The 18,973-nt window shown below is 69.0% G+C and carries 16 protein-coding genes; 8 read left to right on the top strand and 8 right to left on the bottom strand.

Annotation, left to right across the window (positions count from 1 at the left end):
• Positions 1–27 precede the first annotated feature (27 nt).
• Positions 28–2,835 carry a TonB-dependent receptor gene (locus ACMGER_RS15010; RefSeq protein WP_436812978.1) on the bottom strand — a complete coding sequence of 936 codons (2,808 nt, stop codon included), beginning with the start codon at positions 2,833–2,835 and terminating at the stop codon, positions 28–30.
• A 183-nt stretch (positions 2,836–3,018) separates the two neighbouring features.
• On the opposite strand from ACMGER_RS15010, the gene ACMGER_RS15005 reads away from it, so the two are divergent.
• The 6 genes from ACMGER_RS15005 to ACMGER_RS14980 all read left to right on the top strand — a co-directional run bounded on the left by ACMGER_RS15005 (position 3,019) and on the right by ACMGER_RS14980 (position 9,547).
• Positions 3,019–4,053, top strand: coding sequence for a LacI family DNA-binding transcriptional regulator (locus ACMGER_RS15005; protein ID WP_436812977.1), 1,035 nt, complete (start codon positions 3,019–3,021; stop codon positions 4,051–4,053).
• A gap of 272 nt (positions 4,054–4,325) precedes the next feature.
• Positions 4,326–5,138: a phytanoyl-CoA dioxygenase family protein gene (locus ACMGER_RS15000; protein WP_436812976.1), complete on the top strand. Its 813-nt coding sequence runs from the start codon at positions 4,326–4,328 to the stop codon at positions 5,136–5,138.
• An 8-nt stretch (positions 5,139–5,146) separates the two neighbouring features.
• Positions 5,147–6,247, top strand: coding sequence for a zinc-binding dehydrogenase (locus ACMGER_RS14995; protein ID WP_436812975.1), 1,101 nt, complete (start codon positions 5,147–5,149; stop codon positions 6,245–6,247).
• Positions 6,244–7,083 carry an alpha/beta hydrolase gene (locus ACMGER_RS14990; protein WP_436812974.1) on the top strand — a complete coding sequence of 280 codons (840 nt, stop codon included), beginning with the start codon at positions 6,244–6,246 and terminating at the stop codon, positions 7,081–7,083. The genes ACMGER_RS14995 and ACMGER_RS14990 overlap by 4 nt, the downstream gene beginning before the upstream one ends.
• Complete coding sequence (locus ACMGER_RS14985; RefSeq protein WP_436812973.1) at positions 7,080–8,639, top strand: alpha-amylase family glycosyl hydrolase; 1,560 nt, start codon at positions 7,080–7,082, stop codon at positions 8,637–8,639. Before ACMGER_RS14990 ends, ACMGER_RS14985 begins: the two co-directional genes overlap by 4 nt.
• 32 nt (positions 8,640–8,671) lie before the next feature.
• Positions 8,672–9,547 (top strand): helix-turn-helix transcriptional regulator, encoded by an 876-nt coding sequence (locus ACMGER_RS14980; protein WP_436812972.1) that lies wholly within the window; start codon positions 8,672–8,674, stop codon positions 9,545–9,547.
• A gap of 93 nt (positions 9,548–9,640) precedes the next feature.
• Here ACMGER_RS14980 and ACMGER_RS14975 read toward each other — a convergent pair whose 3' ends face one another.
• The 7 genes from ACMGER_RS14975 to ACMGER_RS14945 all read right to left on the bottom strand — a co-directional run bounded on the left by ACMGER_RS14975 (position 9,641) and on the right by ACMGER_RS14945 (position 15,806).
• Positions 9,641–9,994, bottom strand: coding sequence for a HesB/IscA family protein (locus ACMGER_RS14975; RefSeq protein WP_436812971.1), 354 nt, complete (start codon positions 9,992–9,994; stop codon positions 9,641–9,643).
• 120 nt (positions 9,995–10,114) lie between these two features.
• Complete coding sequence (locus ACMGER_RS14970; protein WP_436812970.1) at positions 10,115–10,585, bottom strand: SUF system Fe-S cluster assembly protein; 471 nt, start codon at positions 10,583–10,585, stop codon at positions 10,115–10,117.
• Entirely contained in the window at positions 10,582–11,829 is a 1,248-nt protein-coding gene (locus tag ACMGER_RS14965; protein WP_436812969.1) for a cysteine desulfurase, read from the bottom strand. The genes ACMGER_RS14970 and ACMGER_RS14965 overlap by 4 nt, the downstream gene beginning before the upstream one ends.
• Before the next feature lie 80 nt (positions 11,830–11,909).
• Entirely contained in the window at positions 11,910–12,986 is a 1,077-nt protein-coding gene (locus ACMGER_RS14960) for a SufB/SufD family protein (RefSeq protein WP_436812968.1), read from the bottom strand.
• A 40-nt stretch (positions 12,987–13,026) separates the two neighbouring features.
• Entirely contained in the window at positions 13,027–13,770 is a 744-nt protein-coding gene (gene sufC / locus ACMGER_RS14955) for a Fe-S cluster assembly ATPase SufC (protein ID WP_436812967.1), read from the bottom strand.
• Positions 13,771–13,842: 72 nt separating this feature from the next.
• Positions 13,843–15,306, bottom strand: a complete 1,464-nt coding sequence (sufB, locus tag ACMGER_RS14950; protein WP_436812966.1) for a Fe-S cluster assembly protein SufB — start codon at positions 15,304–15,306, stop codon at positions 13,843–13,845.
• Positions 15,306–15,806 (bottom strand): SUF system Fe-S cluster assembly regulator, encoded by a 501-nt coding sequence (locus ACMGER_RS14945; RefSeq protein WP_436812965.1) that lies wholly within the window; start codon positions 15,804–15,806, stop codon positions 15,306–15,308. Before ACMGER_RS14945 ends, sufB begins: the two co-directional genes overlap by 1 nt.
• Before the next feature lie 123 nt (positions 15,807–15,929).
• Between ACMGER_RS14945 and ACMGER_RS14940 the strand changes: the two genes are divergently transcribed.
• Both ACMGER_RS14940 and ACMGER_RS14935 read left to right on the top strand, forming a co-directional pair.
• Entirely contained in the window at positions 15,930–16,979 is a 1,050-nt protein-coding gene (locus ACMGER_RS14940; RefSeq protein WP_436812964.1) for a quinone-dependent dihydroorotate dehydrogenase, read from the top strand.
• A 142-nt stretch (positions 16,980–17,121) separates the two neighbouring features.
• Complete coding sequence (locus ACMGER_RS14935; protein WP_436812963.1) at positions 17,122–18,867, top strand: gamma-glutamyltransferase family protein; 1,746 nt, start codon at positions 17,122–17,124, stop codon at positions 18,865–18,867.
• The last annotated feature ends 106 nt before the right edge of the window (positions 18,868–18,973 follow it).

Here is an 18,973-nt window from a genome sequence, read left to right as displayed (position 1 = left end):
CGCTTTAGAGAATGGGGCCCCCATTGATCAGAACTTGTAGGTGAACCCCGCCAGGAAGCGGCGGCCATAGGTCTGGTAGTCGATCACCTGCTCCGGATGGTCCGGATTGTAGGTCTTGAACGGCTCGTCGGTGAGGTTCTGGCCCTGGAGGTAAAGCGAGAGGCCCTTGAACGCGCCGTCCGAGAAATCATAGCCGATCTGCGCATCGACGATCGTCTCCGGCGCCGCGCGACGGCGGACGGGCGTGGCGCCGAACGCGGAGACGTCGCCGATGAAGGTCGAGCGGTAACGCACGCTGCCGCGCGCCGAGAAGCCCCATTTCTCGAAGAAGGCGGTGCCGTTCACCACCCATTTCGAATAGCCGGGCAGGTTGTCGGTGGGATCGCCGGGCCGGGGATGGATCTTGGTGATCGTGTAGGAGCCGCCGCCGGTCAGGCCGAAGCCGTCGAGCGCGCCGACGACGCCGCCGAGCGGGAGCGTGCCCGCCAGCTCGACGCCGTAGAGCTTGCCGCCCTTGCCGTTGATCGGCACGGTCATGAAGCCGTTGTAGTTGATCGTGCGCGGACGAATGACTCCGTCGGCGCCCATATAGGTGCCCGGATCGCCGACCGGATATCCGGTGAAGTCGAACGGGATGGTCGCGTTGTAGACGTAGCTCTCGAGGTTCTTCCAGAAGAACTGCGCCGCGAGATAGCCGCGCGTGCCGAAATATTTCTCGAAGGTGAGGTCGACGGCCCAGGCGCGCCACGGCCGCAGCACCGGGTTGCCCGAGCTGCCGTCGACCCGCGCGACGCTGGGGTCGCCGCCGGCACCCATATTGAAGCCGTAGCTGGTCGATGCCTTCATGTCGTCGAGCTTGGGCCGGATGATCTCGCGCGCCGCACCGAAGCGGATCACGAAGTCGCTCGGGAAGCGCAGCGACAGGTTGAGACTGGGCAGCCAGTCGTCGAAGGTCGCGCCCTCGTGGCGCGGGATGCCCAGGATGTTGGGCGATCCGTTGGGGTTGTAGCCCGCGAAGATCGCCGACGCGCCGTTCGAATGCTGCGAGGTGGCGGCGAACTGGACGCCGGCGTTGCCGGTCAGCTCGGCCGATCCGATGTGCGACCTGATGTTCGCCTGGAGGTAGGCGGTCATCACCTTTTCGGAGACGTCATAGCCCTTCACCACGACGTCGCCATAGGGGTTGGCGATCAGGTGATAGACGCCCGAATTGAGCAGCGCGACCGGATCGTAGCTGATGACCGGCCCCAGCCCGAGGTAGGACAGGTTGGTGGTGCCGAGCCGGAATTCCTCCGGCACCGGCACGCTCACCGTCCCGTCGGTGTTGGCGACGAGGCCGACGAACGCCTCCTCCGGCGTCAGCGACTTGCTGCGCTGGGTATAGTTCAGGCCGAACTGGATGCTGCGCAGGAAACCGTTGTCGATCTCCTTCTCCACCTCCGCGCGATACTGCCAGAGTCGGTCCTTGATGACGCGGTTGTTGTAATAGCCGTCCTGGCCGCCGCGGATGGCATCGCCGTTCAGGCCGATCAGCGTGCCGCCCCACCCCTGCGGGCTGGTGAGCAGGATGGTGTTCCAGTCGCCATAGTCCAGCACATGGTCGAAGGTCGTGCCGCTGCCCGACGAGCGGAAGTTGATCGTGTCGGTCGCGCCCGATCCGACGCGGCCGGTGCCGGCATAGGTCTCCAGCGTCAGCTCGTTGCGGTCGGTGCGCGAATGGCTGACGTCGAACGTCGCCTTCCACCCGTCGTCGCCCTCGTACTTGCCGTTCCAGCCGAACGAATAGAGCTTGGCATGGCGCTGGAAGGCATCGTTGCGGACCACGCCCTTGACGCCGGTATAGGTGCCGGAGGTGACGAGGCCGTCGGTCGCCTGGGCATTGGTGAGCGGAACGCCGCCCCACAGCAGCGGCAGCTCGACGCCGCGCTTGATCTGGTCGTCCTTGAAGTCCGAATAGAAGGCGTCGAAGGTCGTGGTGAATTCCGGCGCCGGCCGCCACTGGACGGTGCCCTGAAGCCCGAGCCGCTTGAGGGTGGTCGAGGTGTTGTAGGATTTGGAGCCGCCGATCACCGGGCCGGCCGGAGAATCGGCATAGCCCCAGCTGTTGAACTCCTGGATCTGATAGGGCTCGTCGACATAGCTGGCGGAGAGCGCGACGCCGATCGTGTCGCCCGCGAACTTGTCGACATAGGTGCCGTTGACGCGGTAGCCGAATTCCTTCGACCCGGCGTTGAGCTTGCCGAGGTCGGAATAGATGCCGCGCGCGCCGACCGAGATGACGCGCTTGCCATAGTCGAGCGGACGGATCGTCCTGAGGTCGACCGTGCCGGACAGGCCCTGGCCGACCAGGCTCGCCATCGGCGTCTTGTAGACGTTGACCTGGCTGATCACCTCGGACGGATACTGGTCGTACTCGACCGCGCGGTTGTCGCCGGTCGAGGTCTGCTCGCGGCCGTTGAGCAGCGTGGTCGAGAAATCCGGCGCGAAGCCGCGGATCGAGATGACGTTCGAGCGGCCCGACACGCGCTGCGAGGTGAGGCCCGGCAGGCGCGCGATCGATTCGGCGATCGAGGCGTCGGGCAGCTTGCCGATGTCCTCGGCCGAGATCGATTCGACGACCTGGTCGCGGTTCTTCTTCTCCGCCACCGCGCTCTCGAGTGCTGCGCGGAAGCCGGTGATGACGATGTCCTGCTGATCCGGCTGGTCCGGCACCTGGGTGTCCGGCACCACGGTATCAGCGGACTGGGCGAAGGACGGCGCGGCCGCCAACGCCATCGCCAGCGCGCTCGCGCCGAGCGCAAGCCGAGTCATCGTGGAAGAATTGAGCTTGGTCATCAGTCCCCTCCCGATCTGCCGGCGGCCTCTCAAATGTCCGCTCGGCTGGTATCTGGGGGTTGTGTGTGTCGCCGCGGCCACTCAATTCCAAGATTCCGGCATACGTATTCAGCCTCAGCTTCCGCTTGTCTGCGGGCGCGACTAGGATGAGTTGCAAGGACTATGGGTCCCTTGCAGAGCAGAATGCGTTCGGTGCACGCCAAGCCCACCTCGTTCGATATCGCCGCGCTTGCCGGCGTCTCCCAGCCGACCGTGTCCCGCGCGCTGCGCGGCGACCGGACCGTAAGCGAGGCGACCCGCAAGCGGGTCGAGGCGATCGCGCGCCAGCTCAACTACAAGGTCGACAAGAACGCCTCGAACCTGCGGCGCGGCCAGAGCAACACCCTGGCGCTGCTGTTCTTCCAGGACCCGACGCCCGACGAGACGCTGATCAACCCCTTCTTCCTGTCGATGCTCGGATCGATCACGCGCACCTGCGCGCTCCGGGGCTATGACCTGCTCACCTCGTTCCAGCAGCTCTCCGCCGACTGGCATGTCGATTACGAGGACAGCCACCGCGCCGACGGGCTCATCCTGCTCGGCTATGGCGATTACGAGCTCTACCGCGCCCGGCTCGACCATCTCGTCGAGCACGGCACCCATTTCGTACGCTGGGGCTCGGTGGAGCCGGGCAGCGCGGGCACCACGATCGGCTGCGACAATCGCGGCGGCGGGCAGCTGGCGGGCGAGCATCTGATCGCGGCGGGGCGGCGGCGCATCGCCTTCCTCGGCGAGGCGGACAAGCGCTATCCCGAGTTCCGCGAGCGCTACCTCGGCCTGTGCGACGCGCAGCGCGCCGCCGGGCTGGTCCCGGATATCGGTCTCCAGGTCGATTCGATCACCACCGAGGAGGCGGGCTATATCGCCGCGCAGCAGCTGATCGGGCGCGGCATCCCGTTCGACGCGATCTTCGCCGGATCGGACCTGATCGCGATCGGCGCGATGCAGGCGCTCGCCGAGCATGGCCTCGACGTTCCGCGCGATGTCGCGATCGTCGGCTTCGACGACATCCCCGCCGCGCGGCTGACGCAGCCGGCGCTGACCACCATCGCGCAGGACTATGCCCGCGCCGGCGAGCTGCTGGTCGACTCGCTGATCCGTCAGATCAACCGCGAGCCGGCCGACACGACGGTGCTGCCCGCGCGGCTGGTGGAGCGGCAGTCGAGCGGGCGGGGCTAAACCTGGATTGTCATGCCGGACTTGGTCCGGCATCCACCTCTCCACGAAGGCAAAGCGGCGAGGTTCCAGCTGAATCTCGAAATCTTTAGGTGTGCGCTCGGTGGACCCCGGAACAAGTCCGGGGCGACGAGTGAGTGGGTCACATTCCGCAACCCGTCCCAAAGGTCATCGATCCGATAGTTTTTGCGCCGTGACGCGATAGCCGCGGCGGCTGCGGCCGCATCTGCGTGAGATTATGCTGGCCTCCGAGAAAAGATGCAGGAGATGCCAGGATGCCGATCGACCTCGATCGCCCCTATCCGATTTCGCCCGAGCAGGTGTCGCGATTCCGCAAGGACGGGTTCATCAAGCTCAAGCATGTGTTCTCGGCCGAGGAGCTCAGCCATTACGGCGAGGAGATCACGCGGCTCACCATCGCGCGCAACACCCAGACGCTGCCGCTCGAGGAACGCAGCACCTATGACCGCGCCTTCCTGCAGATCATGAACCTGTGGGAGGAGAGCCCGGTCGCGCGCGACTTCGTGTTCGGCAAGCGGCTCGCCGGGATCGCCGCGGCGCTGCTCGAGGTGGAGGGCGTTCGCCTCTACCATGACCAGTCGCTCTACAAGGAGCCGGGCGGCGGCATCACGCCGGCGCACGCCGACCAATATTATTGGCCGGTCTCCAGCGACCGCACCGTCACCGCCTGGGTGCCGCTGCAGGCGGTGCCGCAGGACATGGGGCCGCTCGCCTTCTTCGCCGGCAGCCAGCATGTCGAATTCGGCCGCGACCTCGGCATATCCGACGAGAGCGAGCGCGAGATCACGCGCAACATGGAGGCGCACGGCTTCCCGGTGGTCGACGCACCGTTCGACCTCGGCGAGGTGAGCTTCCACCTCGGCTGGACCTTCCACCGCGCCGGGCCGAACCGGTCGCAGCGGCCGCGTTCGGTGATGACCGTGATCTACATGGACCGCGACATGGTGCTGAAGGCGCCGAGCAACGACATGCAGCGGCACGACTGGGCGCGCTGGTGCCCGGGCGCCGAGGTCGGCAAGGTGATCGACACGCGGCTCAACCCCGTGCTGTTCGAGCGCGCCGCGTGAGCGCAGGCGTGGCCGTCGGTCCCGCAGCGATCGCCGACGGCCAGGGCGGCTTCGCAATCGAGACGATCGAGGTCGATCCCCCCGGTCCGGGTGAGGTCCGCGTCACCATCGCGGCGGCGGGCGTGTGCCACACCGACCACGCCTCGCTGCGCTCGCCCGGGCCGTTGGTGATGGGGCACGAAGGCGCCGGCCATGTCGAGGCGGTCGGCGAAGGCGTCACCGGCCTCGCGATCGGCCAGCCCGTCCTGCTCAACTGGGCGATCCCGTGTGGCGCCTGCTTCCAGTGCGGCCGCGGTGCCGAGGCGCTGTGCGAGCGCACCCATGAGATCGACCCGCCGACGCTCGGCACCAGCCGCGCCCATGCCGGCGGCACGCGGCTCGACGGCAAGCCGGTCGAGCGCGCCTTTCATCTCGGCACCTTCTCCCGCCACGCGTTGGTCCGTGCCGAGGCGGTGACGCCGCTGCCATCCGGGCTGCCGGTCGAGATCGCCTGCATCCTCGGCTGCGCGGTGATGACGGGGGTCGGATCGGTGGTGAACGTGGCCGAGGTCGCGCCCGGCGACAGCGTGGCGGTGGTCGGGTGCGGCGGCGTCGGGCTGAACGTGATCCAGGGCGCCCGCATCGCCGGAGCGGCGACGATCATCGCGATCGACCGCGTCCAGGCGCGGCTCGACCATGCGCGGACGCTCGGCGCGACGCATCTGCTCCACGCCGGCGAGGATGACGGCGAGCGGCTGGTGACGGAGGTCCGCGCGCTGACCGGCGGGCGCGGCGCGGATCACGCCTTCGAGGCGACCGGCGTTCCCGCCCTCGCCTTCCTGCCGCTGCGTCTGGTCCGGAATGGCGGCAACGCGTTGCAGGTGAGCGGCGCGCATGGCACCGGCAGCGTCACGCTGACCGATTTCTTCTGGAACAAGCGCTACCTCGCCCCGCTCTACGGCGGCTGCGTGCCGGCGCGCGACTTTCCCCGCCTGTTCGGCTGGGCGGCCGACGGCAGCCTCGAACTCGCCTCGCTGATCAGCCATCGCTACCCGATCGAGGCGCTCGACCGGGCCTTTGCCGACATGCTCGAAGGAAGGAGCACCAAAAGCGTGCTGATATTCGCGTGAGCCGCGGAAGCCCGTTCCGCACGATCGAGCGCTCGGATCCGGCGATCCCGGCCGACGACCTCGAGTTTCTCACCGTCAAGAGCCGGGCGTTGAGCCAGCGCGCCGACGTGACGTTGTATGTGCCGCCCGAATTCAGGGGCGTGCGCGACCTGCCGATCGTGACGCTGCTCCACGGCGTCTACAGCTCGCACTGGGCCTGGGCGCTGAAGGGCGGCGCCCACCTCACCGCCGCGCGGCTGATGGCGGAAGGTTCGCTGCCGCCGGTCGCGCTGGTGATGCCGTCGGACGGCCTGTGGGGCGACGGGTCCGGCTACGTCCCGCACGCCCGGCTCGATTTCGAGCAATGGATCGTCAAGGAGGTGCCCGCGCTCGCCAGGCATGTCGTCGAGGGCTGCACCGCCGACTCGCCGCTGCTCATCGGGGGGCTCAGCATGGGTGGGTTCGGGGCGCTGTGCCTTGCCGGCAAATATCCCGACCGCTTCGCCGCGGCGTCGGCGCATTCCTCGGTCACCGAAGCGCATCAGCTCGACGCGCTGATCGAGGAAAGCCGCGAATGGTGGAGCATCGCCGATTGCGACACCAGCGTGCTGGCGGCGCTGAGCGAAGCGCCCGCGCCGCTGCCGCCGATCCGGTTCGACTGCGGGCTCGACGATCCCTTCCTGGCGGCGAACCGCGCGCTGCACTTCGCGCTGGAGCAGCGCGGGGTTCCGCACGTCTATGCCGAGCGGCCGGGCGGGCACGACTGGCGCTACTGGTCGAGCGCGATCGAAGAGACGCTACGCTTCTTCGGCCGCGTGCTGTGCGGCGACAGGACGGTCATGGAGAGGAACCGATGAGGATCGCCCGCGCGCTTGCCGGCCTCGCCATGGCCGCGGCGCTCACCGCCGCCGCGCCGGCGCAATCCCCGACGCCGCCGCTCGCACCGGCAGGCGAGGAGGTCTTCTATCACATCTTCATGCGCAGCTTCCGCGATTCGGACGGCGATCGCATCGGCGACCTCAAGGGCCTGACCGGGAAGCTCGGTTATCTGAAGCGGCTCGGCGTGACCTCGATCCTGCTGACGCCGCTGCAGCCCTCCCCCTTCTACCACAACTACTTCGCGACCGATTTCGAGGGCATCGATCCGGCCTACGGCACGATGGATGATTATTTCGCTTTCGTCCGCGCCGCGCACGATCATGGCCTCAAGGTCTATCTCGACCAGGAGATCCAGTACGTCGCGGATGGGCATCCGTGGCTGGAGGAATCCCGCGGCCGGCCGAACGCGCCGCTTGGCGACCACATCCTCTGGCGCCGCCCCGGCCATCAGGAGCCGGAGCCGTTCCTGGGCCAGCCCGCGTGGCAGAGCTATGACGGCCGCTACATCGGCATCGCGATGGTCGACCTCCGTCAGCCGGCGGTGAAGCGCTATTTCGAGCGGCTGTTCCTGTTCTGGGCCGATCCGCACGGCGACGGCAGCGGGCGCGACGGCGTCGACGGCTACCGGATCGACCATATGATGGACGATCTCGACAACAAGCACCTGCTCAAGAACCTGTTCGCCGATTTCTGGACGCCGATCATCGAGAAGGTGAAGGCGCGGCGGCCCGGCTTTCGTATCCTCGCCGAGCAGGCCGACTGGGGCTATGGCGAGGATTGGCTGACGCGCGGCAACGCCGATCTCGTCTTCGCCTTTCCGCTGCGCGGCGCGATGACCAAGCTCGACAAGCCGGCGATCGTCACCGCGATCCGCGAGACCGACGCCAAGACACCCGCCGGCAAGGGCCAGATCACCTTCCTCGAGAACCACGACACCGACCGGCTGATGTCGCTCGTCGACAACGATCCGACCCGCGCCCGCGCCGCGGCGGCGATCATGCTGATGCTGAGGGGCGAGCCGCTGATCTACTACGGCCAGGAGCTCGGGATGCGCGGCGTGACGCGCAAGGGCACCATGTCCGACGCCGCGCACATCCCGCTGCGCGAGGCGTTCCGCTGGTCGGCCGACCTCGAGGCGCCGGGATCGGCGATCTGGTACAAGGGCGATCAGCCCTGGTGGACCGAGCGCGCCAATCGGTCGCACGACGGCGTCTCGCTGGAGGAGGAGGCGGATCGGCCGGACTCGTTCCTCAGCTGGTATCGCACGCTGCTCGCGCTGCGCCGCGACCGGCCGGAGCTGCGCGAAGGAAGCCAGCGCCTGGTCTGCGACGACGCATCGCCGGTGCTGTGCGTGCTGCGCGAGGCGGGCGGCCGACGGACGCTGCTGCTGGTCAACCTCGGCAAGACCGACGCCGAGGCGCGTCCCGCTGGGCTCGGTTCGGGCTGGGTCGACCTGATGGACCGCAATGCGGCCGCCGATCCTTCGGCTCTCAGACTGCGGCCGCTGGAAGTGCGGATCCTCGGCACCCCTTGACGATGGTGCGGTGCCGGGCGGAGAGCAGGCGGATGGCCACGTCCGACCTCGATCGCCCGATCTGCGAGCCGGTGGAGCTCCGCCCCGGCGCGGGGCTGCGCGTCGAGCGCGTGCGCCAGGGGCCGGGCTCGCCGCCGAGCACGCCGTTTCCGCACTTTCACGACGTGCACGAGCTGGTGCTGTTCGGCCGCGTCTCCGGTCATTTCATCGCCGAGGGGCGCCGCTATGCGCTGAGCCCGGGCTGCGCCGTGTTCGTGCCGTCGATGTGCCAGCACGACTTCGCGTTGGGGCCGGGCCCGCGCGACTGGGTGCTGGTCCAGATCGATGCGATCGCCGGAGAGGCACTGGGGCAGGCACCGGGGCTCGAACGGCTCTCCGCCCCCTTCTGCGCCAAGCCGGGCCCAGCCCAAAGCGATCGCCTCGACATGCTCGCCGACTGGCTGACCGATCTGTCCGCGGCCGACGCGCTGGCGCTGCCGATCGCCGAGCTGCTGCTGCGCGGAGTCGTACGGTCGCCCGCCATCGATGGCGAGGTGCTGACCGCCGATCGCGCCCGGATCGACCGGTTGCGCCCCGCACTCGATCGCCTGCGCCGCGACCCGGCTCACGCACCGTCGCTGGAGGAGGCGGCGGCGCTCTGCTCGCTGTCGCCGGCCTATTTCAGCCGCCGGTTCCGGCAGCAGATCGGCCTCGCCTGGAGCGACTATGTGCGCACGCACCGGCTGCACCTCGCCAGCCGCTACCTGCTCGAAAGCGAACAGAGCATCGCCGAGATCGCCTATCGGCTGGGTTTCGCCACCCCCTCGCACTTCGGCGAGCTGTTCCACCGCCGCTTCGGGATGACGCCCAAGGCCTATCGCAGGGTCGGCCATGCGACCGTCCCGCAGGACTCCGCCACGTGGCACTGACGTCCGCACCGCACGTCCATCTCGCCTGCACCTTGCGGCACTTCCCTCGATCCTCAATACTGACGCCGATGCGGCAGAGGGACGTCGCCGGCGTCAGACGGTGAAGCTCTCGCCGCAGCCGCAGGCGCCCTTGGCGTTCGGGTTGTCGAACACGAAGCCGGCGGTGAAATCGTCCTCGACCCAGTCCATCGTCGAGCCGACCAGGTAGAGCACCGAGGCGCCGTCGACGTAGAGCGTGCCGCCCGGCGTCACCACCGCCTCGTCGAAGGGCTGGGCCTCGGTCACGTAATCGACCGAATAGGCGAGGCCCGAGCAGCCGCGGCGCGGGGTCGACAGCTTGACGCCGACCGCGCCCTCCGGCGCCTTCGCCATCAGCTCGGCGATCCGCGCCTCGGCGCGGGGGGTGAGGTTGAGCACGGCAGGGCGTGCGCGGGTGGTGGTCGTCATTCCTTCCTCCTAAGCCCCTCCCCTTCAGGGGAGGGGCTGGGGTGGGGACTCTCCACAAGCGATGCGCCTGCGGCACTCCCCCACCCCCAACCCCTCCCCTGAAGGGGAGGGGCTTTGTAATCACAACATTCCCAGTTCCAGCCGCGCCTCGTCGGACATCTTCGACGGGTCCCACGGCGGGTCCCAGACGAGATTGACGTCGACGGTGCCGACCCCCGGCACCGCGCCGACGCGCAGCTCCACCTCGCCCGGCATCGATTCGGCCACCGGACAGTGCGGCGTCGTCAGCGTCATGGTCACGGCGGCATGGCCGCCCTCGGTGACCTCGACGTTGTAGATCAGGCCGAGCTCGTAGATGTTCACCGGAATCTCGGGATCGTAGATCTCCTTGAGCGCGGCGACGATGCCCTCATAGATCTCGCCACCGGGCTCTGCCGGCGAGAGGCCCTGCGGCTTCTGCGCCAGGAAACCCTCGAGATAGTCGCGCTTGCGCTCGAACGTCTCGCGCGCGCTCTCGGCCGCGTCCTCGACGCGCGCCTTGGGCGGCGGCGCCACGCTGTCCACTTCCTCGACCGCAATCCGATCGCTCATCCGAAGATCCTCGTCACTCTCTCGACACCCCGCGCCAGCGCCGCGATGTCGGCCGGCCCGTTGTAGACTCCGAAGCTCGCCCGCGCCGTCGCCGGCACCCCCAGCGCCTCCATCAGCGGCTGCGCGCAATGGTGGCCGGCGCGGATCGCCACTTGGCCCTCGTCCAAGATGGTGCCGATGTCGTGCGGATGCACCCCCTCGACGGCGAAACTCACGATGCCGGCCGAATCCTCGGGACCGAACAGGCGGACGCTGTTGATCTGCTGGAGCGCCTCGCGCGCCTGGCGAACCAGCGCGGTCTCGTGTGCGTGGATACGATCGAGGCCGATGCGTTCAACGTAATCGACCGCCGCGGCGAGCCCAAGTGCGCCGACGATGTGCGGCGTCCCCGCCTCGAACCGCGCGGGCGGCGGGGCGTAGGTGGTGCGCGCGAAGGTGACGCGGTCGATCATCGATCCGCCGCCCTGGTACGGCGGCATCGCGTCGAGCAGCTCTGCCCGACCCCACAGCACGCCGATGCCGGTGGGCCCGTAGAGCTTGTGGCCGGAGAAGGCATAGAAGTCGGCGCCGATCGCGGCGACATCGACGGCCATGCGCGGCACCGCCTGGCAGCCGTCGAGCAGCAGCTTGGCGCCGACCGAATGGGCGAGATCGGCGGCGCGACGGGCGTCGAGCACCGAGCCCAGCACGTTCGAGACATGGGCGAGCGCGACCAGCCTGTGCTCGGGACGGAGCATCGCCGCCATCGCGTCGAGGTCGATGCGATGGTCCGCGGTCAGCGGCACCACGTCGATCGCGACGCCGCCGATGCGTTCGGCGACCAGCTGCCAGGGAACGATGTTCGAATGGTGCTCCAGCGTCGAGAGCAGGATGCGGTCGCCCGCCTTGAGCTGCGTGCCGGCCCAGCATTGCGCGACGAGGTTGATCGCCTCGGTCGCGCCGCGGACGAACACCACTTCTTCGGGTTGACCGCCGATGAAGCCGGCGACACGCCGGCGGGCGGCCTCGTACGCCAGCGTCATGTCGGCCGAGCGCTGATAGACGCCGCGATGCACCGTCGCATAGGTCTCGGCATAGGCGTGGGTGATCGCGTCGATCACCGGCTGCGGCTTCTGCGCCGTAGCGGCGGTGTCGAGATAGGCCCAGCCGGCGGGGATCGCCGGAAAATCGGCGAGGGCGTCGAGCGGAAGATCCTCCCCGGCACGGGGAGGGCCAGCCGCAGGCTGGCGGAGGGGGCTCTCCACCGGCGAATCGCCAGGTCGCGCCCCTCCACCGGCTTCACCGGTCCCCCTCCCCGTCCCGGGGAGGATCGGAAGATGCTCGTTCACAGCGTCGCCTCCAGCCATGCGTCGGCATCGGCGGCGAAGGCCGCGCGCACCGCCTCGTCGCCGATACGATCCAGCGCATCCGCCACGAAGGCGCGGGTGAGCAGCGCCTTGGCGCGGGCCGGTTCGATGCCGCGGCTTTCGAGATAGAAGAGCGCGCGGGCGTCGAGCTCGCCGACGGTGGCGCCATGGGCGCATTTCACGTCGTCGGCGAAGATCTCCAGCTCGGGCTTGAGGTTCACCGCCGCCGAGCGCTGGAGGAGCAGGCCGCGCAGCGATTGCTCGCCGTCGGTCTTCTGCGCATGGCGGGCGACCTCGACGCGGGCGGCGAGGCTCGCCTGGCTCCGGTCGGCGGCGACCGCGCGCCAGAGCTGGCGGCTGGTGCCGTCGCGCGCGGCGTGGCGGACGACGACCGCGCCTTCCTGGTGCTGCCTGCCGCGAGTGAGCAGCGCGCCGCCCATCTCGGCATAGGCGCCCTCCCCCGCCAGCGTCAGCGCGGCATCGAGCCGGCTTCCCATGCCGCCGGCGCCGAGGACCACCGTGACGTAGCTCGCGCCCTGGCCGATCGCCGCCTCGTCGCGCAGCGAGACGAAGCCGTCGTCCTGGAGCAGGCGGATCGAGCGCTGGAGCCGGGCGGATCGGGCGAGATCGACCTGCGTGAGCCGGTTCGACCAGCCGGTGCCGACATAGGTCTCGACGATCGAAGCGACCGCATCCTCGGCGAGCGCGATGTGCGCGGGGAGATGGTTGTCACCGCCGGTCGCGACGTGGACGATCTGGAGGTTCGTCACCGCATGTTCGGGGCCGAGCGTCAGCGACCAGCCGGTGCCGGCGGCGCGGCGGCCGAGGGGGTGGTCGGTCTCCGGCTCCAGCGGCGCGATCGAGACCGGACCGGGGGCGCTGCGGAGCCGGTCGAGCACGCCGTCGATGAAGACGAGGCGCGGGCCGTCGAGGTCGAGGAACGGCGGCACCACCGTGGTGCCGTGCGGCAGCGCGGCCGCGGCCGCGATCGCCTGCGGATCGGACCAGCGCCAGTCCTCCTGGCGGGTCGAGGGGAGGTCGAGGACGGCGGTCATGTGCCCCTCTCCATCCCGGGGAGGATCTTTATGGTCCCCATCACGCCGCCACCGCTCCATAGCCCTGCGCCTCGAGCTCGCGGGCGAGCTCGGGGCCGCCCGAGCGGACGATGCGGCCGTCGGCGAGGACGTGGACCGCGTCGGGCTCCACATATTCGAGCAGGCGCTGATAGTGGGTGATGAGCAGCACCGCCTTGCCCGGACCGCGCATGATGCGGTTGATGCCGTCGGCGACGATGCGCAGCGCGTCGATGTCGAGGCCGCTGTCGGTCTCGTCGAGGATCGCGAAGCGGGGGTCGATGATCCCCATCTGCACCATCTCGTTGCGCTTCTTCTCGCCGCCCGAGAAGCCGACGTTCACGGCACGCTTCAGCATCTCCGGATCGAGGCTGAGCGCATCGGCCTCGGCGCGGGCGAGCTTGAGGAACTCAGCCCCCGACAGCGGCTTCTCGTCGCGGGCGCGGCGCTGGGCGTTGAGCGCCTCGCGCAGGAACTGGACGTTGGAGACGCCGGGAATCTCGACCGGGTACTGGAAGCCGAGGAACAGGCCGGCGGCGGCGCGCTCGTGCGGCTCCATCTCCAGCAGGTCCTGGCCGTCGAAGGTGACCGAGCCCGCGGTCACCTCATAGCCGGGGCGGCCGCCGAGGACGTAGCCGAGCGTCGACTTGCCGGCGCCGTTGGGCCCCATGATCGCATGGACCTCGCCCGCGCCCACGGAGAGCGAGAGGCCCTTGAGGATTTCCTTGCCGTCTATGGAGGCGTGGAGGTTAGTGATTCGGAGCATTGTCATCCTCTGAGCCCCTCCCCTTAAGGGGAGGGGAGTTGGTGCGGCGATCGGTGTCCTGAACCGTCAGGATCATCCGACGCTCCCCTCCAGCGAAATCCCCAGCAGCTTCTGCGCCTCGACCGCGAACTCCATCGGCAGCTGCTGCAGCACCTCGCGGGCGAAGCCGTTGACGATCAGCGCCACCGCCGCCTCCTGGTCGAGGCCGCGCTGCATCGCGTAGAACAGCTGGTCCTCGCTGATCTTGGACGTGGTCGCCTCGTGCTCGATCTGGGCGGAGGGGTTCTTGACCTCGATGTAGGGCACGGTGTGGGCGCCGCACTCGTCGCCGAGCAGCAGGCTGTCGCACTGGGTGAAGTTGCGGACGTTCTCGGCAGCCGCGTTGACCAGCACCTTGCCGCGATAGGTGTTGTTGGACTTGCCGGCCGAGATGCCCTTCGACACGATCGTCGAGCGGGTGTTGCGGCCGATATGCAGCATCTTGGTGCCGGTGTCGGCCTGCTGATGGTGGTTGGTGACCGCGACCGAGTAGAACTCGCCGACCGAGCCGTCGCCCTGGAGGATGCAGCTCGGATACTTCCAGGTGATCGCCGATCCGGTTTCGACCTGGGTCCACGACACCTTGGAGTTCGTGCCCGCGCACAGCGCGCGCTTGGTGACGAAATTGTAGATGCCGCCCTTCCCCTCCTCGTCGCCGGGGTACCAGTTCTGGACGGTCGAGTATTTGATCTCGGCCTCGTCGAGCGCGACCAGCTCGACCACGGCGGCGTGGAGCTGGTTCTCGTCGCGCATCGGCGCGGTGCAGCCCTCAAGATACGACACGTACGAGCCCTTGTCGGCGACGATCAGCGTGCGCTCGAACTGTCCCGTGTTCTCGGCGTTGATGCGGAAATAGGTCGACAGCTCCATCGGGCAGCGCACGCCCTCCGGCACATAGACGAAGGTGCCGTCGGAGAAGACCGCGCTGTTGAGCGCCGAGTAGAAATTGTCGCGGACCGGCACGACCTTGCCCAGGTACTTGCGGACGAGGTCGGGGTATTCGCGGATCGCCTCGCTGATCGACAGGAAGATGACGCCGGCGGCCTTCAGCTCCTCGCGGAAGGTGGTGGCGACGCTGACGCTGTCGAACACCGCGTCGACGGCGACTTTCCTTGCCCCCTCGACGCCGGCGAGGACCTTCTGCTCCTCGATCGGGATGCCGAGCTTCTCGTAGGTGCGGCGGATCTCGGGGTCGAGCTCGTCCAGGCTGGCGATCGTCGCCCTGGCCTTGGGCTCGGCGTAGTAATAGGCGTCCTGATAGTCGATCGGCGGGATCGCCAGCTTGGCCCATTCGGGCAGCGTCATCGTCTGCCAGGTGCGGAATGCCTTGAGCCGCCAGTCGAGCATCCACTCGGGCTCGCGCTTCTTGGCGGAGATGTAGCGGACCGTGTCCTCGGTCAGCCCCTTGGGCGCGAACTCCTGCTCGACGTCGGAGGCGAAGCCCCATTCGTACTTGCGGTTGGCGGCGGCGAGCGCCTCGGCATTGCGGGTGGCCATTACTGCAGAACTCCTTCCGTGTTCCCGCGCAGGCGGGAACCCAGAGTCTCAGGCGAGCCGGCGGGCGGCTCTAGGCTCCCGCCTTCGCGGGAGCACGGGGTGGCCAGGCTTGCCAGCGTGACACCAGCCAACGCGCCGCGGACGGCGCCGTTGACGGCGTTCCAATGGGGCTTCACGCGGCAATTCTCCTCGATGCAGCAGTCGTGGCGGCCGTTGTCGACGCAGGCCGTCATGGCGATGGGACCCTCGATCGCCTCGATGATGTCGGCGAGGCTGATCGTCGCGGGCGGGCGGGCGAGGCGGAAGCCGCCGCCGGTGCCGCGCGCCGATTCGATGAGGCCGGCGGCGGAGAGCCGGCTCACCAGCTTCTGCACCGTCGGCAGCGGCAGGCCGGTTTCGTCGGCGAGCAGCGTCGCGTTGAGCCGGCCGCTCAGCCCGCAATGGCGCGCGGCGGCGGACATCATCACGACCGCATAATCGGCTTGGGCTGTCAGGCGCATTTGCGAGCGATTCTCAAATCGGATGAATTCGTTCCGATTGGGCAGATGGGCGTGTGGTCGCCTTGAGTCAACCACCGAAGGGAAGGATTTTGGGCGCGGGCCAATGCCGCTATGGGACCGCGCATGGCTTTCTACCACCCCCTTCTCTTCGCGCTCGAGGCCGAGCGGGCGCATCGGCTCACCATCCGGGCGCTGGCGGCGCCGCTGCCGCTCAAGGGGGTCGAGCGCGACCGGCGGCTCGAGACCAAGGTGGCGGGGCTGGTGTTTCCCAACCCGGTGGGGCTCGCCGCGGGGGTCGACAAGGACGGGGAGGCGATCGCGGGCTTCTTCGGGATGGGCTTCGGCAGCGTCGAGGTGGGGACGCTGACGCCGAAGCCGCAGCCCGGCAATCCCCGGCCGCGGCTGTTCCGGCTGACCGAGGACCGGGCGGTCATCAACCGCATGGGCTTCAACAACGGCGGGATCGAGGCGGTGCTGCCGCGGATCGCCGATGCGCGGCGGCCGGGGGTGCTGGGGGTCAACGTCGGCGCCAACAAGGACGCGGCCGACCGGATCGCCGATTATGCGACCGGCGTCAGGTTGGCGGCGAAGGTAGCGGACTATGTCACCATCAACGTGAGCTCGCCGAACACGCCGGGGTTGCGCGACCTGCAGCGGGGCGCAGCGCTGGACGAGCTGCTGACCGCTGCAGACGAGGCGCGGGGGCTGACGCCGCTGTTCCTCAAGGTCGCCCCGGATCTGGAGCCGGCCGACATCGACGGCATCGCGCGGGCGGCGGTCGATCACCGGATCGATGCGCTGATCGTGTCCAACACCACCGTGTCGCGGCCGCCGCTCAGGTCGAGGCACGCGGGCGAGGCGGGCGGGCTGTCGGGGGCGCCGCTCAAGGCGCTGGCGCGGCAGCGGCTGGCGGATTTCCGGGCGGCGACGGGGGGCGGGCTGACCCTGGTGTCGGCCGGCGGGATCGACGGCGCGGAGGAAGCCTATGCCCGCATCCGCGCCGGGGCGAGCCTGGTGCAGCTCTATACGGCGCTGGTCTATGAGGGACCGGGGCTGGCGCGGCGGATCGCGAAGGGGCTGGCGAAGGGGCTGGAGCGCGACGGGTTCGCCAATGTCGCCGATGCGGTGGGCGAATCCCCTCTCCCATCGGGAGAGGGGATTCGCCCGGCGTAGCCGGGTGGGAGGGTGAGGGTGACCATCGCTGGCCGCAGTCGCCCTCACCCTCCCGCCGCCTTCGCCGGCTCCTTCCCTCTCCCAATGGGAGAGGGACAGTCGTCAGTTGACGCGGCGTCACCTGGGGTTAGGGTCGCGCCCCATGAAGAAGCTGCTCGTCGCGTTCGTCGCTCTGCTCGTCCCGCATACCGCCTTCGCACAGGGCGTAGTCACTTCCGCCGATCCGCGCGCGAGCGAGGTGGGGCGCGAGATCCTGCGGCAGGGCGGCAGCGCCACCGACGCGGCGATGGCGATGATGCTGGCGCTGACCGTGGTCGAGCCGCAGTCGTCCGGCATCGGCGGCGGCGGCTTCCTGATCCACTACGACGCCAGGTCGGGCGTGACCGACACGATCAACGGGCGCGAGAAGGCGCCGGCCGCGGCGACGCCCGATCGCTTCCTCGGCCCCGACGGCAGGCCCAGGCCGTTCGTCGAGCTGTTCCCCGGCGGCAAGTCGGTGGGCGTGCCGGGCAATGTCCGGCTGATGGCGGTGGCGCACGGGAAATGGGGCAAGCTGCCGTGGAAGGCGCTGTTCCAGCCGGCGATCCGCCTCGCCGAGCAGGGCTATCAGGTGACGCGGCCGCTCGCGAGCTCGTCGGCGATGCTGTCGCCCCTGTGGTTCGGGCGGAAGAGAGGCGCCTCGACGCCGGGCGCGCAGCCGGTCGCGGGCGACGACTCGACGCGGATCGTGCCGACGTCCGACAATTTCCCCGCGGTCGCCGCGCTCTACGCGCCGGGCGGCAAGCCGCTGACCGAAGGGATGACGGTCAGGAACCCCGCGCTCGCCGCGACGCTGCGCAAGATCGCCGAGGAGGGCCCGGACGCCTTCTATTCGGGCGCCAACGCGAAGCTGCTGGTCGACACCGTCACCAAATCGAAGGTCGCGCCGAGCGACATGACGCTCGCCGACCTCGCCGCCTATCGGGCCGAGGAGCTGCCGCCGGTCTGCACCACCTATCGCCGGTACCGGCTGTGCGGCATGGGGCCGCCCTCCTCGGGCGCGACCACGGTATTCCAGATCCTGGGGATGCTCGAGCGCTTCGACATGAAGGCGCTGGGCAAGGATTCGCCGGTCGCCTGGCACCTGATCGCCGAGGCGATGCAGCTCGCCTACGCCGATCGCGAGAAGTATCTGGGTGATCCCGATTTCGTGAAGGTGCCGGTCGCGGGGCTGCTCGACAAGGGCTATATCGCCTCGCGATCGAAGCTGATCTCCGAGACGAAGAGCCTCGGCACCTATGAGGCGGGGACGCCGCCGGGCGCCGAGCCGCGCACCGCCGCGGTGCAGAACGAGGTGCCGGGCACGACCCATTTCATCGCCGTGGACAAGGGCGGAGACGTGGTGACGATGACCGCGACCGTCGAGGGACCGTTCGGCAGCCAGCTGGTCGCGGGCGGCTATGTGCTCAACAACGAGCTCACCGACTTCACCGCCGCGCCCGAGAAGGACGGCGCGCCGGTCGCCAACCGGGTCGAGGGCGGCAAGCGGCCGCTGTCGTCGATGTCGCCGACGATCGTCTATGACGCATCGGGCAAGCCGATCTTCACTGTCGGCGCGGCCGGCGGCAAGACGATCATCATGCAGGTCGCGAAAGCGCTGATCGCCCACCTCGACTGGGGGGAGAGCGCGCGCGATGCGATCGGCGAGGGGCTGATCTATTTCAACAATGCCGGGCTGATCCTGGAACAGGGCACCGCGCGCGAGGCGTTGAAGCCGGCGCTGGAGCGGCTCGGGCATAGCGTCACCGTCGGCAGGCTCGGCCTCAAGGCCAATGCCGCGGAGAAGACGGCGAACGGCTGGGTCGGCGCAGCCGATCCGCGCAGCGTGGGAGTGGCTTTGAGCGAGTAGCGACACCCTCCCGTTCGCCCTGAGCCTGTCGAAGGGCGAAAGCCACGAGCGCTTCGCCGTGAGGCACGCTCGCCCTTCGACAGGCTCAGGGCGAACGGAGGGGCAT

Source organism: Sphingomonas astragali (assembly GCF_051400615.1).
Taxonomy (GTDB): domain Bacteria; phylum Pseudomonadota; class Alphaproteobacteria; order Sphingomonadales; family Sphingomonadaceae; genus Sphingomonas.
This window is presented reverse-complemented; position numbering and strand designations above follow the sequence as displayed.

Coding starts and splice junctions, on each gene's coding strand:
- ACMGER_RS15010 (WP_436812978.1), bottom strand. CDS start 2,835: ATGACCAAGCTCAATTCTTCCACGATGACTCGGCTTGCGCTCGGCGCG.
- ACMGER_RS15005 (WP_436812977.1), top strand. CDS start 3,019: ATGCGTTCGGTGCACGCCAAGCCCACCTCGTTCGATATCGCCGCGCTT.
- ACMGER_RS15000 (WP_436812976.1), top strand. CDS start 4,326: ATGCCGATCGACCTCGATCGCCCCTATCCGATTTCGCCCGAGCAGGTG.
- ACMGER_RS14985 (WP_436812973.1), top strand. CDS start 7,080: ATGAGGATCGCCCGCGCGCTTGCCGGCCTCGCCATGGCCGCGGCGCTC.
- ACMGER_RS14980 (WP_436812972.1), top strand. CDS start 8,672: ATGGCCACGTCCGACCTCGATCGCCCGATCTGCGAGCCGGTGGAGCTC.
- ACMGER_RS14975 (WP_436812971.1), bottom strand. CDS start 9,994: ATGACGACCACCACCCGCGCACGCCCTGCCGTGCTCAACCTCACCCCC.
- ACMGER_RS14970 (WP_436812970.1), bottom strand. CDS start 10,585: ATGAGCGATCGGATTGCGGTCGAGGAAGTGGACAGCGTGGCGCCGCCG.
- ACMGER_RS14960 (WP_436812968.1), bottom strand. CDS start 12,986: ATGACCGCCGTCCTCGACCTCCCCTCGACCCGCCAGGAGGACTGGCGC.
- sufC (WP_436812967.1), bottom strand. CDS start 13,770: ATGCTCCGAATCACTAACCTCCACGCCTCCATAGACGGCAAGGAAATC.
- sufB (WP_436812966.1), bottom strand. CDS start 15,306: ATGGCCACCCGCAATGCCGAGGCGCTCGCCGCCGCCAACCGCAAGTAC.
- ACMGER_RS14945 (WP_436812965.1), bottom strand. CDS start 15,806: ATGCGCCTGACAGCCCAAGCCGATTATGCGGTCGTGATGATGTCCGCC.
- ACMGER_RS14940 (WP_436812964.1), top strand. CDS start 15,930: ATGGCTTTCTACCACCCCCTTCTCTTCGCGCTCGAGGCCGAGCGGGCG.
- ACMGER_RS14935 (WP_436812963.1), top strand. CDS start 17,122: ATGAAGAAGCTGCTCGTCGCGTTCGTCGCTCTGCTCGTCCCGCATACC.